Below are 16,398 nucleotides of genomic sequence, written 5' to 3' on the forward strand. Positions count from 1 at the left end.
CGCTCCTAGTAGCGCACCCACTTGGCCACCGCTTCAGGCAGATGCGGCTTGACTGCCCGCATTGCATCCTCTGCGTGTGGAGCCAAACGGGCTTCCCGCCAAAACGGCTGCTTGGGCAGGTTGGTAAACCCTGCGCCGGTCAGCAGCACCATCACAATAAAGAAACCTCGGACTGCTCCAAACACAGCCCCCAAACCACGGTCGGCGAACCCCAGCCCGGCCGCAGACACAATTCGACCGATCAAGGCAATTAGCACTGCGCCAACCACCATGGAGGCTACGAAAGCCGCTGCGCAGCCCAGCAAAGCGCGCATCGGTTCGCTCAAGCCATCAGCCCAGTCCATGTGCACACTCAACTGCGCGCCAAACCGATTCGCAACCCAGAAGGCGATCACCCAGTTGGACAAGGACAGCACTTCCTTGACCATGCCCCGCATCAGGCCAAGCACCACAGACAGCAGTACAACGGCCAGTACGATGTAGTCAAACAGGGTCAGGCTATCGAGTAACTCGGTCACTGCACAACCCGCCCGCTGTATCCGGCTGAACCCAATTGCTCTTTGGACGCGTTGGCCTTCTCTTGGCCCTTGAACGGACCCACACGCACACGATAGACGGTGCCGTTTGGCCCACTGGCTGATTCAATGCGCGCAGTGAAGCCCTTAGTGGCCAATTCCTTCTTCAAGGTTTCAGCGCGTGTTTGGTCTCCAACTGCAGCCACTTGCACCCAGAACTGGTCATTTTTCCCGGCATCGCTTAGCGCGGCCTTGGCAAAGTCAGCAATCGGGTCGGCACCGGTTTTTTCCTGCGCAGGTTTGGCAACCTCAGCTTTAGGCACAGGCTTGGGCTCTGGTTTAGGCTCCGCTTTGGCCTCTGCTTTGGGCGCAGGCTTGGTGTCTGGTTTGGTATCCGGTTTGGTATCCGGTTTGGTATCCGGTTTGGTGTCCTGTTTGTTGGCTGGCTTGGCCGCAGGTGTGGGTTCCTTGGCAATGCTGGCTTTGGGCACTTCCGGTGGCGCAATCGGAGGCAGCACGACCGGCTCAGGGTCGGCAGGCGCAGCGACAGGCTTGGCATCCGACTTGGGCTCGGGCTTTGCTTCCGGCTGCGGCTTGGCGGATTCCTTCACGGCAGGAATGTCCACGGAGGGCCTCTCCGGTACCACCAACTGAATTTTAGACGGCGTTTGTGGAGCCTCGGTTTCAACCAGCGCAGGCACCACAATGACTGCGGCGAGAAACAGCGCGATGGCACCAACCAGACGGCGCCGTGCTCGGCGTTTCAATTCATCGCCTGGGTCATTGTTGACTTTGTTCCTGGCAGACGAACGGGGGGATGAAGCCACCTGCACCTCGATGAAGTAAATCAGACCGGACGTTTACGGCTGTTTTGCCTCGCTTGCATGGCCTGCGCCACAGTGAGGAAAGAACCGAAGACCACAATTCTATCATTCTGCGGCACTGCGGAAATCAGCGCAGTGTAGGCTTGCGCCACGTTGTCGTATGTTTGGACTGTTTTCTCAGGTGTCTGTTTGGCAATACCGCCTTTGGCCAACGCAGCAGCATTCGCAGCCCAATCGAAACTCGGGTAATCAACCCCGGCGTCCGCCAGGGCGGCTTTCAAGTTGTCGGCTGTGCGGCCACGCTCGCCCTCGAGAGTCACCAAGTGCCAATGATCAACCCGGTCTTTAAGCGCCCGAACCACATCGGCGGCGTCTTTGTCGGCCAACATGCCCAAAATGCAATGGGTGTAAGGGAAGAAACCCATGTTGTCCAAGCTTTCGCGCAGGTGGGCAGCCGCATGCGGGTTGTGCCCCACGTCGAGTACCACAGCGGGCTGGCCGGGCAACACCTGAAAGCGCCCCGGCCACTCCACCAGCAGGAAACCCTGGCGTATCGACTGTGCAGGCACCGGCAATCGGTCCCGAACAGCTTCCAGCGCAGCCAAAACGGCCGCTGCATTGAGCAACTGATTGGCCCCACGCAATGCTGGGTAGGCCAAAGCCCCACGCCGCATGGCTCGGCCACCATAGGCCCACTGCTGCTTGTCGCCGCTGTAGTTGTAGTCCCTGCCAAACAGCCACAGGTCGGCCCCCACTGCTTGTGCGGTGTCCAAAACACTCTGTGGCGGCTTGGGGTCACCCACAATCGCGGGCTTGCCAGCCCGGAAAATGCCGGCTTTTTCGCGACCAATCGATTCACGGTCTGGCCCAAGGAAGGCCATGTGGTCCAAATCCACACTGGTGCAAATGGCGCAGTCGGTGTCAAAGGCGTTCACCGCATCCAGACGACCACCCATCCCCACCTCGAGCACCACCGCATCCAACGGCTTTTGGGCAAACAACCACACAATGGCCAAGGTGGACAATTCGAAATAAGTCAACGACACAGGGTCGCCAGGCAGGCCAAAATCGGCCGGGCAGCGTGCCTTCTCCACAGCCATGAAGGCTTGAACCATGTCGCTTTCGCTGACTTCCTCGCCGTTGATGCGTGCACGTTCGGTGAAGCGCAACAGATGGGGCGAGGTGTACATGCCCACCTGGTAGCCGGCTTGCACAAGAATGCTTTCCAGCATGGCGCAGGTGGACCCTTTGCCGTTGGTGCCAGCAATAGTGAACACCAATGCAGTCAGGTTCAGCCCCATGCGCTGGCGCACCAGTTGCAGTCGCTCCAAACCCATGTCGATGGGCTTTTCGTGAATCTGTTCGAGGTAATTCAGCCATTCGGCCAGACTGGCCTGTGGCGATGGGCGTACTGCGTTCACTGGGTCCTCAACAGCAGTTTCAACAAGGCTGTCAGTTTGTTTTTCATGTCGCGGCGGTCAACGATGCAGTCCACTGCGCCTTTTTCAATCAGGAATTCGGCCCGCTGGAAGCCTTCAGGCAAAGTCTGGCGCACAGTCTGTTCAATCACCCGGGGGCCGGCAAAGCCAATCAGGGCTTTGGGTTCAGCAATGACCACATCCCCGAGGAATGCGAAGCTGGCCGACACGCCACCCATGGTTGGATCGGTCAACACGGAGAGGTAAGGCAAACGGGCCTGTGACAGCTTGGCCAGCATGGCTGATGTTTTCGCCATCTGCATCAAAGAGCCCAAGCCCTCTTGCATGCGCGCCCCGCCGGAGGCGGAAATACTGATGAAGGGCACCTTGTTGTCCAGTGCAGCCTGCACACCGCGCGAGAAACGCTCGCCGACAACCGCACCCATGGACCCACCCATGAATTCAAATTCAAAGCAGGCAATGACCACTTTGACGCCGTTCATGTAGCCCATCTGAACCACCATGGCGTCGGTTTCACCCGTGGCCTCATGGGCGTCTTTCAGGCGCGTCGGGTAAGGTTTGGAATCCTTGAAACGCAAGGAATCCATGGGCACCACTTCCTGGCCAATTTCATAACGCTCGCCCTCGTCCAGCAGCATGTCCAGCCGCTCACGGGCCCCAATGCGCATGTGGTGGCTGCAGGATGGGCAAACCATCTGGTTGCTTTGCAAGTCGGTGTGGTAGATCACCGCGTCGCAGGCATCGCATTTGGCCCAAACGCCTTCGGGCACGGTTTTCTTGGGGCGATTGTCCGCTTTGGTCGCAATGCGCGGTGGAATGATTTTGTCTAACCAGCTCATGACTGTTGTCCTTGCGAACCCGACAGCTTCTGCCACGGTTCATTCTGAGTAAGTGATGCGACGGGCCCTGCTGAACCCATCGACATGGTTGTGTTGTCAGGCGCGATTGTACCGCTCGTCCAGCGCTTTGCGGATTGGTGCCAAAAAACCAGCGGCCAATTCTGGCGCTTGCTCGGGTTGGCCAGCTTCCAGGCATTGAATCAAGGCCGATCCGATCACGACCGCATCGGCAGACTCGGCCACACGGCACGCGGATTCAGCGTCGCGAATGCCAAAGCCAACACCCACCGGCACATTGGTGTGTTTGCGGATGGTCGGCAGCTTGGAACCCACCTCCTGAGTATTCAAGTGTTGAGCCCCAGTCACACCCTTCAGAGACACGTAATACACATAACCGCTGGCCGCCTTGGCGACTTTTTCAATGCGCTCGTCAGACGAGGTGGGTGCCAGCAGAAAAATTGGATCGAGCTGGGCTTGACGCAGAAAACCGGCGAATTCAATCGATTCCTCGGGTGGATAATCCACCACCAGCACGCCATCAACCCCGGCTTCTTTACAAGCCTGTACAAAGCGGGCCTGCCCCATGCGTTCGATGGGGTTCGCGTAGCCCATCAAAACGATGGGCGTGTGGTCGTTGTTGCGACGAAACTCCCGGACATAATCCAGAATTTTGAGGGTGCTGACCCCTTTGGCCAAGGCGCGCTCGCTGGACCGCTGGATCACGGGGCCATCTGCCATCGGGTCCGAAAACGGAACGCCGAGTTCAATGACATCGGCACCCGCATTGGCCAAGGCATGCAACACATCAACCGTCAACTCAGGCGAAGGGTCACCCGCAGTGACGAATGGAACCAGCCCTTTGCGGCCTTGAGCGTTCAAGGCCTGAAATACAGCGTGAATACGCGACATGATCAGATTCAGTTCTTGGCTGCACACCCGGCATTGGCCGGGGCGTTGCAGGAGTTGGAATGCCCGGTCTTGCAGTCGGGGTGACAGTAAAACTCTGCACCACTCATGCGTGCCACGGTGTGCATGTCTTTGTCACCACGGCCCGACAGGTTGACCAGAATAATTTTGTCCTTGGGCAATTGCGCAGCCAGTTTCGCTGCGTACGCCAAGGCGTGGCTGCTTTCCAGCGCTGGAATAATGCCCTCAATGCGGCAGCAGTTGTGGAAAGCCTGCAATGCCTCATCGTCAGTGATGCCCACGTACTCAGCGCGGCCTGAATCTTTCAGCCAGGCGTGTTCAGGGCCTACACCCGGGTAGTCCAAACCGGCGGACACGGAATGGGTTTCAATGATTTGCCCGTCGTCACTTTGCAGCAAATAGGTGCGGTTGCCGTGCAACACGCCCGGTGTGCCTGCAGACAGGGACGCTGCGTGTCGGCCTGTGTCTATGCCCTCGCCAGCCGCCTCAACACCCACCAGTTTGACGCCATCCACGCCGATGTAAGGGTGGAAAATACCCATGGCGTTGGAGCCACCACCCACACAGGCCACGACGTAGTCGGGTTGCCGACCGGCCATCTGCGGCATTTGAACCAAACACTCCTTGCCAATCACGCTTTGAAAGTCGCGGACCAGCATTGGATAAGGGTGCGGCCCAGCCACGGTACCGATGATGTAGAAGGTGTCTTCCACGTTGGTGACCCAGTCGCGCATGGCTTCATTGAGCGCGTCTTTCAGGGTTTTTGAACCGGAAGTAACGGGCACCACTTCGGCACCCAGCAACTTCATCCGGAACACGTTTTGCGCTTGACGCGCCACGTCTTCCTGACCCATGTACACTACACATTTCATGCCGTACCGCGCAGCCACAGTGGCCGTGGCCACGCCGTGTTGACCGGCACCGGTTTCGGCGATCACGCGAGGCTTGCCCATGCGTTTGGCCAGCAGCGCTTGGCCAATGCAGTTATTCACCTTGTGGGCACCCGTGTGGTTCAGGTCTTCCCGCTTGAAGTAGATTTGCGCACCACCCACCAACTCTGACCAGCGCTTGGCGTGGTAAACGGGGCTTGGACGGCCAACGAAGTATTTCAGCTCATTCTCGAACTCCGCCAAAAACTCGGGGTCGTTCTGATAATGCGCATAGGTTGTTTTCAGCTCTTCCAGTGCATGGACCAGTGTTTCAGACACGAAGGTGCCGCCATACGGGCCAAAGTGGCCTGTGGCATCTGGAAAATCGTAGGGTTTGTTCATGTGATGCTCGGTGTAACTCAATCGTTGTGCAGGTGGCAGTCGGCCGCCTGGACAGCCCTGCAGAACCGCAGAATCTTCCCGGTGTCCTTAACACCCTTGGAGGATTCTATGCCACTGGACACATCCACGCCGTAGGGCTTGAGGCGCTCAATAGCCTGCCCGACATTGGATTCATCCAACCCTCCGGATAATACCAAAGCCTGTCCAAGTTCACTTGGCTGGGGCAGCAAAGACCAGTCAAAACTGTGGCCGCTGCCGCCATAACCCTCAGACCATGAGTCCACCAACAGGGCTTGCGCATCGAGGAAGCTGCGGGCAATCACTTTCAAGTCAACGCCGGGCTTCATACGAACAGCCTTGATGTATGGCCGGCCAAATTGCCTGCAAAACTCGGGGGGCTCATCGCCATGGAACTGAAACAGTACGTTGGGGATTCGGCGGGCCGCCTCGGCAACCGTGTCTGGCTCTGGGTTCACAAACAAAACCACCGGCGTCTGAAAGGCACTCAGGCGGTTGGCCAGAGTGGCAGCGGTGGCCAAATCAACATGCCGTGGCGACGGCTCAAAGTGCACAAAGCCCACTGCATCGGCCCCAGCCTGAACGCAGGCCAGCACGGCCTCCTCGGTGCGCATCCCACACAGCTTGATACGAGTTCTCATGAACGGCTTTCCAGAAAATGGGTGGGATTGAACAGCCTGGCGATGCCATAGTGCTCGGGGTATTCGACCTCCCACAGGGTCAACCCCTGCGCAGGGGCTGTTTTTGCGCCTTGGCTGCGGTCCCTGCCCGCCAGCAGGCCTGCCACCCAGTCCACGGGCTTGCGCCCCAGCCCCACTTCAAACAAGGCGCCCATGATGTTGCGCACCATGTGGTGAAGGAAGGCGTTGCCGTGAATCTGTACGGCGACATGGTCATTTTCAAGCAACCATTGAAGGCTGTACAGCGTTTTGACCGGGCTTTTGGCCTGACATTGCGATGCCCTGAAGGCGGTGAAGTCATGCTGACCCACCAATGCCTGCCCTGCCTCCTGCATGGCAGGCAGGTTCAGTGGGTAATGCACCCAAGTCATGAAGGGCTTGAAGGGGTCCAACACCGGCGAGGTGTAAAAGTGATACCGATACGTGCGCGACACGGCTGAAAACCGGGCGTGGAAGTCGTCTTCGACACACGTCACCCCGGTGACCACAATGTCATTGGGCAAAAAATTATTGACCCCTTTCACCCACGCTGAGGCCGGCCGAACCGAGGGCGTGTCGAAATGGACGACCTGCTGGCGAGCGTGCACGCCAGTGTCTGTGCGGCCAGCGCAATGCAACTGGGGCGGATGGCCCGCAATGCTGCCGATTGCCTTGGCCAGTTTGTCCTGAACCGTGCGGCCATGTGGCTGGGTTTGCCATCCTTCATAGGCTTGGCCGTCATAGCGCAGGCCCAACACCACACGGTTCATCGCACTGCCATTATCCAAGGGTTGCCAGCAGGGCCTGGGCTTTCTTCACTTGCTCAGCATCGCCTTTCTGAACAATCTCTTGCAACAATTCACGGGCACCGTCGGCGTCGCCAATCTCGACATACGCACCCGCCAAGTCCAACTTGGTGGCCACTTCTTGCCAAACGGCCGGGTCAGTTTCGGTGCCGGGCAGGTCCAGGTCGAGGTCGGCCATGGCTTGGTCAAACGCATCGGCGGCGCTTTGCTGAGTTGACGCGGGTGTCTCAGGCTCCAACTCTGGCTCAGGCTCTGTTGTGGGCGGTTGGGTTTGCCTCAGCGCCTCCAACTCGACCTGGGCTGAGCGCGCCCCGGACTCCAGCGAGTCCAGGTCGTCCAAAATCGAAGTACCTTGCGCAGGCGATGTCTCCAGACTGTCTTCCGGGAACTCCAGATCAACTGGTGTTGTGCGAACTTCAACCTGGGGTTCGGGAGCGGCTGGGGCCGGCTCAGCGGTCATCGGGGGCGTCCCGGGCTCAGGCTCAGGCTCGAAGGGTTGCGCTGGCTCATCGGGAATGCGGAACTCGGGCACGGGCGGCGCTGAAGGCTGCGGGTCTTGCTGATTCAGCAGCTCATCAAGGTCCAATTCATCATTGGATACCGCCTCTACGGTACTGGCCTCTTGCGCACGCGCCTTCAATGCAGCGACATCCACCTCGTCATCGGGCTGAACCGATTCGAAATCAGTCACCGCCAAGGCTTCGGGGGTTGCCTTGCGGCGTGAGCGCCATATCAAACCTGCCAACACAGCCACAACCAAGGCCCCTGCCCCGCCCAGAAGCCACGTCAGCGCGCTTTGGTCGACGGGCTCTGGTTTTTTGGGTTCTTCAACGGCGGGAGGCTCGGCTTTCGGGGGTTCTGCCGTGACAACAGGCACTTCGACTTTGGGCGCCCCTTCAGCGGAAGTGGCAGCAGTTGACTCGGCAGAGGTTTTTTCAGTCGCCGCGGACTCAGTGGCTGCGGGCGCAACATCCTTTTGCATTTCCAGCAACTTTTGCAAGTCGGATACATTCTTTTCCAGAAGCGCAATGCGCTCATTGGCTTCATTCAGCGCCTTGTTTTTGGCCGTCAACTCTTCGGCCATGGCATCGTTGCGGGCCGATACCCCGCCAGGGGCAATTTTCAGGCGGTCTTGGGCTGATGTTGCTTCGCCGCCCTTCACCGGGGGTGCTTCCACCTGCCCCTGTGCGGTTTGCCCCGCAGTTTGTTTGCCTACCGTAGAAAGGCCTGCGCGGCGTGCAGAGGCGGCATATACATTCCGGTCATCGTGATCAGCCAAAACAATCAAGGCTTCTTGAGCGGATTTGGACCTCATCACCGAGCGGCTGGGAATGCGCAACTGGACACCTTCACGCAGCAAATGCACGCTGCCTTTGATGAAGGCATCCGGGTTGGCTTCGTACAGGGCCGCCATGGCCTGGTTCAGCGTGACGCCTTTGCCCGCCAACTCGGAAGCAATACCCGACAGGGTTTCGCCACGTTGCACGCGGCGAGTCCCCGCAAGCTCGGTGCTTGTTTGCGGCTTGGCTGGTGAGGGCTTGTCGGCGGATTTCTCGTTAGGTGCAGCGGATGAAGCAGCGGCCTTGTTGGCACTCAAGGTGGGCAAAGACTGGTCGGGGCGTATCTCGGGTACTTTGATTTTGCCTTCAGCCACTTGAATCGTGTATTCGCGGGCGACACGGCCACCGGCCCAACTCAATTCAATCAACGCATCCAGAAAGCCAGCGGGCAAGGGCTTGTCTGAGGAAATCTTCAACAGCGCTTTGTCGGCTTGTCCTGCATCCTGAACTTCAAACTTGAGGTTGGACAACAGTGGGTTGAGCTCTAGGCGAGCGGCTTTGAATGCCTCCGGTGAGGCCAACTTGGCTGTCAAACCCTTGCGTTCCTCGGGGCGTATGGCCTCAATCTGAATTTGAGCCTGAAACGGCTCAGCGGAATTGGACAGGACATTGAGCTTACCCAATTGAGCCGCGTGCGCATGGCCTGCCACCAGCAAGCCAGTACCGAACAAAACTGACCAAGTCGTCACTGTGTGTTGCCTCACCCGCATGCTCCGTGTGTGAAAAGGTTCAAGTTCGCACCGCCGCGACACAAAGCCGCAACACAGCGCCATTGGCTTATCGTACTTCAAAAGCAAAGGGGTCCGCGTGGAATCACCCACCGCGAACCCCTGAAAGGTCATTTCAGCCCTTCAAATGGCTTCAAAAGCCTCAGCGCTCAATCAGAATACGCAGCATCCGACGCAGGGGCTCAGCCGCCCCCCACAGCAATTGATCGCCCACTGTGAACGCGCTCAGGTATTCGCCACCCATAGACATTTTGCGCAAACGCCCCACGGGCACGTGCATGCGGCCAGTGACTGCTGCGGGTGTCAGGTCGCGCATGGACGCGTCACGCTGATTGGGCACAACCTGAACCCAGTCGTTGGCTTTGGCCAGCATGTCGTTGATTTCGTCCAATGGCACGTCTTTCTTGAGCTTGATGGTCAAGGCTTGGGAGTGGCAACGCATCGCACCAATGCGCACGCACAGGCCATCGACGGGAATGGAACCGGGTTGGCCTGCCACTTTGCCCAAAATCTTGTTGGTTTCAGCAGCGCCTTTCCACTCTTCTTTGGACTGGCCATTGCCCAAGTCCTTGTCGATCCAAGGAATCAAGCTGCCACCCAGCGGAACACCGAAGTGGTCAGTTGGATACTCGGGCGAATTGATGTGAGCCGCCACTTGACGGTCGATTTCCAGAATGGCTGACGCTGGGTCAGCCAACAGACCTTGAACCTTGCCATGAATGCTGCCCATCTGGGAGATGAGTTCGCGCATGTTCTGGGCACCCGCACCAGACGCAGCCTGATAAGTCATGGAGGTAAGCCAGTCAACCAGGTTGTTCTGGAACAAACCACCCAGTGCCATCAGCATCAAAGACACCGTGCAGTTACCACCGACGTAATTTTTCACGCCCTTGGTCAGACCGTCCTTGATCACGTTCATGTTCACCGGGTCGAGGATGATGATGGCATCGTCCTGCATACGCAGGCTGGACGCCGCGTCAATCCAGTAACCATTCCAGCCGGCTTGGCGCAGCTTGGGAAACACATCATTGGTGTAGTCGCCGCCCTGGCAGGTCAACACCACATCCATCTGACGCAAGGCGTCGATGTTGCTGGCGTCTTGCAGGGGCCCTGCACCTGACGCGAACGCTGGCGCTTTGCCGCCCGCATTGGACGTGGAAAAGAACACGGGTTCAAAATGGGCAAAATCGCCCTCTTCCTGCATGCGTTGCATGAGGACCGAACCCACCATGCCGCGCCAGCCAACCAAACCTACTTTCAACATAAAAAACTCCGAATAGTCTGTGTTCTGTCCCTACTGGCCCCCACTATGGCTTGGGGGGCTTGCACCTCACTGACGGGCCAAGGCCGCGACAATGGCGTCACCCATTCCGCTGGTGCCCGTTCGCTCTTTCCCGTCGCGCCAAATGTCGCCAGTGCGCGGCCCTGTCGCCAACACGGTTTGCACCGCCTGTTCAATGCGGGCGGCATATTCTTCCAGCCCAAAGGTGTAGCGCAGCATCATGGCTGCAGACAACACAGTGGCCATGGGGTTGGCCAGGTCTTTGCCGGCGATGTCGGGCGCTGAGCCGTGAATGGGCTCGTACAGCCCAAAATTTGACTCATTCAGCGACGCTGAAGGCAGCATTCCAATGGAGCCTGTCAGCATGGATGCCTCATCCGACAAAATGTCACCAAACAGGTTACCGGTCACGATGACGTCAAACTGCTTGGGATTTTTGAGCAGTTGCATGGCACAGTTGTCCACGTACATGTGGCTCAACTCAACGTCCGGGTACTCTTTGGCCACTTCAGTCACTACGTCACGCCAGAACTGGGTGGTTTCCAACACGTTGGCCTTGTCCACAGAACACAGTTTGCCTTGACGCTTGCGAGCAGCCTGAAAAGCCACATGGGCAATACGGCAAATCTCGGTCTCAGCGTAACGCATGGTGTCAAACGCTTCCCGCTCACCTTTGAAAGGGCCATCTTCCGCAATTCGGTGGCCACGTGGCGTTCCGAAGTAGATGTCGCCAGTCAATTCACGCACGATCAGGATGTCCAAACCAGCCACCACTTCGGGGCGCAGCGTGGAAGCGTCGGCCAACTCTGGGTAAACCATGGCGGGCCTGAAATTGGCAAAGAGGTTCAATGCCTTGCGAATGCCCAAAATGGCCTGTTCAGGCCGCAAGTGGCGAGGCAAAGTGTCCAGAGAAAAATCACCCACAGCGCCGAACAATACCGCGTCGGAAGCTTTGGCCAATGCCACAGTGGACTCAGGCAAGGGAATGCCCGTGGCGCGGTAGGCAGCACCGCCGATCAATGCATGCTCGAATTCCACATTCAAGCCATCGGTTTTCAGGGCTTCCAGCACCTTGACGGCCTGTGCGGTAATTTCAGGGCCAATGCCATCGCCAGGCATTACGGCAATTTTCAAAGTCATGGTTAACTCATTGATTGTCTTTATTCAAAGACTTAAGTGATTTTTCTACAAACGGCTTTAAATAGTATTGGCCAGCCAAGGCTGCTCAGCCAAACGCTTGGCCTCGTAGGTTTTGATCAACTCGCTGTGTTCGAGGGTCAGGCCAATATCATCCAAACCATTCATCAAGCAATGGCGGCGGAATGGGTCGACCTGAAAACCAAAACTCAAACTACCCAAACTGACAGTCTGCTGCTCCAGGTTCACAGTGGCCTTGATTCCGGGTTGTGCAGCCACAGCGTCAAAAAGCTTCTGCATTTCTTCTTCTTTCAAAACAATGGGTAACAGCCCATTCTTGAAGCAATTATTGAAGAAAATATCTGCATAGCTTGAAGACACAATGGCCTTGAAACCATACTGTTGCAAAGCCCAGGGGGCATGCTCACGGGAAGAACCACAGCCGAAATTGGGCCCGGCCAACAAAATGGTGCCGCCCTGAAAGGCTGGTTGATTCAGTTCAAATTCAGGATTCAGTGGGCGCTGGCTGCAATCCATGCCGGGTTGCCCTTCATCCAGATAACGCCAACCGTCAAACAGGTACTCACCAAAGCCCGTGCGTTTGATGGATTTCAGAAACTGTTTCGGAATAATGGCGTCGGTGTCCACATTGGCCCGGTTCATGGCCACGGCGATACCGGTGTGGGTGACAAATTTATCCATGGTTTTCCCATTACAAGGCTGGCCCACTGCCCCAACAAGGCACAGCGGGCCATCATGCCCAAATCAAGAGTTACTTGCTACGGTCAGCAGCCCGTTCAATGGCCTCACCGCCCTTCTGGATGTCTTTGCCAACACCTTCGAAGGTGTTGCATGCAGCCAGAACCCAACTTCCCAGAACAATCATCAGTACAGTTGCTTTCTTCATGGTGGTCTCCCTCAAAAAAACGGTTAAAAGGAACGTGAGTCGGTGAAATGACCCGCGATGGCAGCGGCTGCGGCCATGGCTGGGCTTACCAAATGAGTACGGCCACCCGCACCTTGGCGCCCTTCAAAGTTGCGGTTGCTGGTAGAGGCACAGCGTTCGCCAGAACCCAGACGGTCAGCATTCATGGCCAGGCACATGGAGCACCCGGGCTCGCGCCATTCAAAGCCGGCCTCAACAAACACCTTGTCCAGGCCTTCCTGTTCAGCTTGTGCTTTCACCAAGCCTGAACCAGGCACCACCAGCGCCAATTTGACATTGGCAGCCTTCTTGCGGCCTTTGATGACTGACGCGGCTTCCCGCAAGTCTTCAATGCGGGAATTGGTGCAAGAGCCAATGAAGACCTTATCAATCGCGATGTCCTGAATCTTCTGCTTTGGGGCCAAGCCCATGTATTGCAGAGCGCGCTGGTAGCTTTGGCGGCGAACTGGGTCTGCTTCTTGGGCAGGGTCAGGCACAGCACCATTCACATCGGTCACCATCTCCGGCGAAGTACCCCAAGTCACTTGGGGGTGAATGTCAGCGGCGTTCAGCTCGACCACTGCGTCGAAATGGGCGCCTTCATCGCTGTGAAGGGTGCGCCAGTAAGCCACAGCCTTCTCCCAGTGTTCACCCACCGGGCTGAAGGGGCGGCCTTTGACATACTCGATGGTTTTGTCATCCACCGCGACCATGCCGGAACGGGCGCCGCCTTCAATGGCCATGTTGCACAAAGTCATGCGGCCTTCGACGGACAGGCCTCGAATGGCTGAGCCAGCAAACTCCATGGCATAACCAGTCCCACCAGCGGTGCCAATTTTGCCGATCACCGCAAGAATGATGTCTTTGGCCGAAACGCCTGCCCCAAGTGTGCCTTCAACACGGATGAGCATGTTTTTGGCTTTTTTCATGATCAGGGTCTGGGTGGCCATCACATGCTCCACCTCAGAAGTGCCGATCCCGAAGGCCAAGGCGCCCAGCGCTCCGTGCGTGGAGGTGTGGCTGTCGCCACACACAATGGTCATGCCCGGCAAAGTCGCCCCCTGCTCAGGGCCAATCACATGAACAATGCCTTGGCGGCGGTCTTTGATGTCGAAATAAGCCAACTTGTGGGCGCGGGCGTTTTTGTCCAGCGTTTCAACCTGCAAGCGCGAAGTGCTGTCTTCAATGCCTTTGGAGCGGTCGGTCGTGGGCACATTGTGGTCCACAACGGCCAGGTTGGCACTGTTGCGCCACAGCGGACGGCCCGCCAGCTCAAGGCCTTCAAAGGCTTGAGGGCTGGTCACTTCGTGCAGCAATTGACGGTCGATGTAGATCAGACAGGTTCCGTCCGCCTCAGTGCGGACGACGTGGCTTTCCCACAGTTTGTCGTATAAGGTCTTTGCCATGGCAGTGGCCCTTCGCGTTGGCCAACGGTTGTTGTCGATAGCCTTCAATTATGCCACAGGGCAGTCGCCCCCGGCAGCCCCTACGGGCAAGGGGCAACCCTCAAACAAAGGCCGTGGGCCTTGATAAGCCGGGACGGTGGACAGCCACTTACCCGGCCCGCCGTGCTTGTTGGTACAGGGGTGCCACGCGGGCTGAATAGTCCTCAAGATCCCGCATTCGAGTCTCGGGTGCCGGGTGAGTTGAAAGTAGCTCGGGGGCCGAGCCACCTGCTTTGGAAGCCATCTTCTCCCAAAGGGTAATCGCTGCGCGTGGGTCATAGCCTGCACGGGCAGCCAGTTCAACACCGATACGGTCTGATTCCGTCTCGTGCTTTCGGCCATAAGGCAGGGAAATTGTCACATTGGCCACCATGCCGGTGAGGTCCCGTCCAATGGTGCCCAAGCCCAATCCGGCTGAAATCAAGTTGACCCCCAAACTAGTCGCCATTTGCTGGGACACCCGTTCACGGGCGTGCTCACGCAACGCATGGGCAATTTCATGCCCCATCACCGCGGCAATTTCATCGTCAGTGAGGTTCAACTTGGTAATCAGGCCCGTGTAAAACGCAATCTTACCGCCAGCCATACACCATGCATTCACTTGGTCCGAAGTGATGACATTGACTTCCCACTTCCAGCTTGGCGCGTCGGGCCGAAACACCGCAGTTTGCGGAATAAGCCGCTTGGCGATGTTACGAACCCTGGCCACCAACTGTGGATCGTTGTTGAGCTTGCCAGCCTGCTGGGCCTTGGCCAACTCCTGGCTGTACGCTTTGGCCGAACTTGCCACCATGTCTTCTGAAGACACCATGCCCACAAACTGCTGACGGTCCACCCCCACAGCCCCACCCGAGGTGGTTTGTGTGGTTAAACAGGCTGACAGCAAAGCCAGCGAACACCCCGCAGAAACCAGCACAGCTTTGAACTTGGAGGAGCGAACCACGGTGGACCAAGTATTCATGTTTGAACAACCCTTTGAAAGACTAACCGCTCAACGCAGGGCCATTGGCCTGTGTTGACAATGTGCGCAGTGTACCAAGCCTATGCAGCACTTGGGTGAGCAGACGCCGGCATCACATTCTCTCGAAGATGCACACCCAGCCACAAAGCCAGCAGGCCAGCCAATGCGGCCAACCCAAATGCGCTGGATGGGCCAAACGCCCCCCAAGCCCAGCGCCCCAGCAAAGTGCCCGAGGTACCACCCAAGCCATACGCAATGGTCGCGTACATGGCCTGCCCACGCACCTGCAAGGGAAAAGGCAGCGCCGCTTTCAACCAGGCGATGGTTGCAGTGTGGTGGGCTGCGAAGGTGATGGCGTGGGCGCTTTGGGCCAAGGCCATGATGGGCCAATACTGGGGGAACAGCGCCGTGACTGCAAACCGAACCGCACAGACGCCATAGCCCCAACACATCCATTGCTTCAGGGACAAACGGTGAAAAAATGCGGATTGAAACCAGAAAAACAGCACCTCACAGACCACCCCAAACGCCCAAAGCAGCCCGATTGAGGCTTCTGCATAACCATGCTCAATCAAATAAAGCGAAAAGTAGCCATAGAACACACCGTGCGCCAGCACCATGAAATAAGAAGCCAGCCACAGGCGCGCCAGCCCTCGCGACCACAACAATTCACGCGCCGCCACCCGCCAACCCGGGGCGGCTTCCAAGCCGTGGCGAATTGAGCTGGATGTTGAGGGCGGCAGGCCAGCAGGCTGAAATTGTCTGGAGGCCCAATAGGCCAAAAACAGGCAGGCACAGGCCCACACCGGGTAACTGGCATAGCCGAATTTGCTGGCCATGGCACCGAACACCAACACAGCAATGACAAAGCCGACAGAACCGAACAGGCGGATCCGCCCGTAACGCCCAGGGTCGTTCTTGCACATTTCCATGCAATGCGCATCGGACATGGGCACCAAACCGGAGATGAACAGGTTCATCAGCAGAACCAGCATCACCAGGGCAAAGGCAGAGCGCTCAAAGGTGAATACCGCCACAGCCACGCAGGCCCCGCCCAGCGAGGCCACCTGAATCCAGCGGATGCGGTTGGCGGTCCGGTCGGATAACCACCCCCACGCAAAAGGCCCGACAATCCGCATCAACTGCATCATGCCCAAGGCCAAGGCCACCACGTCCAAGCTATGGCCAAGGGTTGTGAGGTAAGGCCCAAGAAATGGGGAATACAGCCCGACAAAACCAAAATACGCGGCGTAAAACAACGCCAGCCAACGGGCCTGCATGG

At 57.7% G+C, this 16,398-nt stretch carries 16 protein-coding genes; all 16 read right to left on the minus strand.

The window, feature by feature from the left end:
• Positions 1-5: 5 nt before the first annotated feature.
• The 16 genes from ACK4FF_RS04880 to ACK4FF_RS04955 all read right to left on the minus strand — a co-directional run bounded on the left by ACK4FF_RS04880 (position 6) and on the right by ACK4FF_RS04955 (position 16,396).
• Positions 6-518, minus strand: coding sequence for a CvpA family protein (locus ACK4FF_RS04880; RefSeq protein WP_409705291.1), 513 nt, complete (start codon positions 516-518; stop codon positions 6-8).
• Entirely contained in the window at positions 515-1,342 is an 828-nt protein-coding gene (locus tag ACK4FF_RS04885; protein ID WP_409705294.1) for an SPOR domain-containing protein, read from the minus strand. Before ACK4FF_RS04885 ends, ACK4FF_RS04880 begins: the two co-directional genes overlap by 4 nt.
• A gap of 20 nt (positions 1,343-1,362) precedes the next feature.
• A complete protein-coding gene (folC, locus tag ACK4FF_RS04890) occupies positions 1,363-2,760 on the minus strand; it encodes a bifunctional tetrahydrofolate synthase/dihydrofolate synthase (RefSeq protein ID WP_409705297.1) in 1,398 nt (465 codons plus the stop codon).
• On the minus strand, positions 2,757-3,617 hold the full coding sequence (gene accD, locus ACK4FF_RS04895) for an acetyl-CoA carboxylase, carboxyltransferase subunit beta (protein WP_409705300.1): 861 nt from the start codon (positions 3,615-3,617) through the stop codon (positions 2,757-2,759). The genes folC and accD overlap by 4 nt, the downstream gene beginning before the upstream one ends.
• Positions 3,618-3,713: 96 nt before the next feature.
• Complete coding sequence (trpA, locus tag ACK4FF_RS04900; protein ID WP_409705303.1) at positions 3,714-4,526, minus strand: tryptophan synthase subunit alpha; 813 nt, start codon at positions 4,524-4,526, stop codon at positions 3,714-3,716.
• 8 nt (positions 4,527-4,534) lie between these two features.
• Complete coding sequence (gene trpB / locus ACK4FF_RS04905; protein ID WP_409705306.1) at positions 4,535-5,815, minus strand: tryptophan synthase subunit beta; 1,281 nt, start codon at positions 5,813-5,815, stop codon at positions 4,535-4,537.
• A 17-nt stretch (positions 5,816-5,832) separates the two neighbouring features.
• Positions 5,833-6,474 (minus strand): phosphoribosylanthranilate isomerase, encoded by a 642-nt coding sequence (locus ACK4FF_RS04910; protein ID WP_409705309.1) that lies wholly within the window; start codon positions 6,472-6,474, stop codon positions 5,833-5,835.
• On the minus strand, positions 6,471-7,280 hold the full coding sequence (truA, locus tag ACK4FF_RS04915; protein ID WP_409705312.1) for a tRNA pseudouridine(38-40) synthase TruA: 810 nt from the start codon (positions 7,278-7,280) through the stop codon (positions 6,471-6,473). Before truA ends, ACK4FF_RS04910 begins: the two co-directional genes overlap by 4 nt.
• On the minus strand, positions 7,273-9,342 hold the full coding sequence (locus tag ACK4FF_RS04920; RefSeq protein WP_409705315.1) for a FimV/HubP family polar landmark protein: 2,070 nt from the start codon (positions 9,340-9,342) through the stop codon (positions 7,273-7,275). Before ACK4FF_RS04920 ends, truA begins: the two co-directional genes overlap by 8 nt.
• 166 nt (positions 9,343-9,508) lie before the next feature.
• A complete protein-coding gene (gene asd / locus ACK4FF_RS04925) occupies positions 9,509-10,627 on the minus strand; it encodes an aspartate-semialdehyde dehydrogenase (protein ID WP_409706566.1) in 1,119 nt (372 codons plus the stop codon).
• Between the two features lie 69 nt (positions 10,628-10,696).
• Positions 10,697-11,782 (minus strand): 3-isopropylmalate dehydrogenase, encoded by a 1,086-nt coding sequence (leuB, locus tag ACK4FF_RS04930; protein WP_409706569.1) that lies wholly within the window; start codon positions 11,780-11,782, stop codon positions 10,697-10,699.
• 63 nt (positions 11,783-11,845) lie between these two features.
• The gene (leuD, locus tag ACK4FF_RS04935) at positions 11,846-12,487 is read right to left on the minus strand and encodes a 3-isopropylmalate dehydratase small subunit (protein WP_409705318.1); all 642 of its coding nucleotides are present in this window, start codon (positions 12,485-12,487) and stop codon (positions 11,846-11,848) included.
• A gap of 70 nt (positions 12,488-12,557) precedes the next feature.
• Positions 12,558-12,692 carry an entericidin A/B family lipoprotein gene (locus ACK4FF_RS04940; RefSeq protein WP_409705321.1) on the minus strand — a complete coding sequence of 45 codons (135 nt, stop codon included), beginning with the start codon at positions 12,690-12,692 and terminating at the stop codon, positions 12,558-12,560.
• A gap of 23 nt (positions 12,693-12,715) precedes the next feature.
• Complete coding sequence (gene leuC, locus ACK4FF_RS04945; RefSeq protein ID WP_409705324.1) at positions 12,716-14,116, minus strand: 3-isopropylmalate dehydratase large subunit; 1,401 nt, start codon at positions 14,114-14,116, stop codon at positions 12,716-12,718.
• Positions 14,117-14,264: 148 nt separating this feature from the next.
• Complete coding sequence (locus tag ACK4FF_RS04950; RefSeq protein ID WP_409705327.1) at positions 14,265-15,116, minus strand: M48 family metallopeptidase; 852 nt, start codon at positions 15,114-15,116, stop codon at positions 14,265-14,267.
• 80 nt (positions 15,117-15,196) lie between these two features.
• Positions 15,197-16,396 (minus strand): MFS transporter, encoded by a 1,200-nt coding sequence (locus tag ACK4FF_RS04955; RefSeq protein WP_409705330.1) that lies wholly within the window; start codon positions 16,394-16,396, stop codon positions 15,197-15,199.
• Positions 16,397-16,398 lie beyond the last annotated feature (2 nt).

It is taken from the genome of Limnobacter sp., assembly GCF_046297615.1.
Classification (GTDB): Bacteria; Pseudomonadota; Gammaproteobacteria; order Burkholderiales; family Burkholderiaceae_B; genus Limnobacter.

Bases quoted from the DNA above. Each gene is read 5' to 3' on its own strand.
- ACK4FF_RS04940 (WP_409705321.1), bottom strand. From the start codon at position 12,692: ATGAAGAAAGCAACTGTACTGATGATTGTTCTGGGAAGTTGGGTTCTG.
- leuD (WP_409705318.1), bottom strand. From the start codon at position 12,487: ATGGATAAATTTGTCACCCACACCGGTATCGCCGTGGCCATGAACCGG.
- trpB (WP_409705306.1), bottom strand. From the start codon at position 5,815: ATGAACAAACCCTACGATTTTCCAGATGCCACAGGCCACTTTGGCCCG.
- trpA (WP_409705303.1), bottom strand. From the start codon at position 4,526: ATGTCGCGTATTCACGCTGTATTTCAGGCCTTGAACGCTCAAGGCCGC.
- ACK4FF_RS04955 (WP_409705330.1), bottom strand. From the start codon at position 16,396: ATGCAGGCCCGTTGGCTGGCGTTGTTTTACGCCGCGTATTTTGGTTTT.
- ACK4FF_RS04950 (WP_409705327.1), bottom strand. From the start codon at position 15,116: ATGAATACTTGGTCCACCGTGGTTCGCTCCTCCAAGTTCAAAGCTGTG.
- leuC (WP_409705324.1), bottom strand. From the start codon at position 14,116: ATGGCAAAGACCTTATACGACAAACTGTGGGAAAGCCACGTCGTCCGC.
- ACK4FF_RS04910 (WP_409705309.1), bottom strand. From the start codon at position 6,474: ATGAGAACTCGTATCAAGCTGTGTGGGATGCGCACCGAGGAGGCCGTG.
- accD (WP_409705300.1), bottom strand. From the start codon at position 3,617: ATGAGCTGGTTAGACAAAATCATTCCACCGCGCATTGCGACCAAAGCG.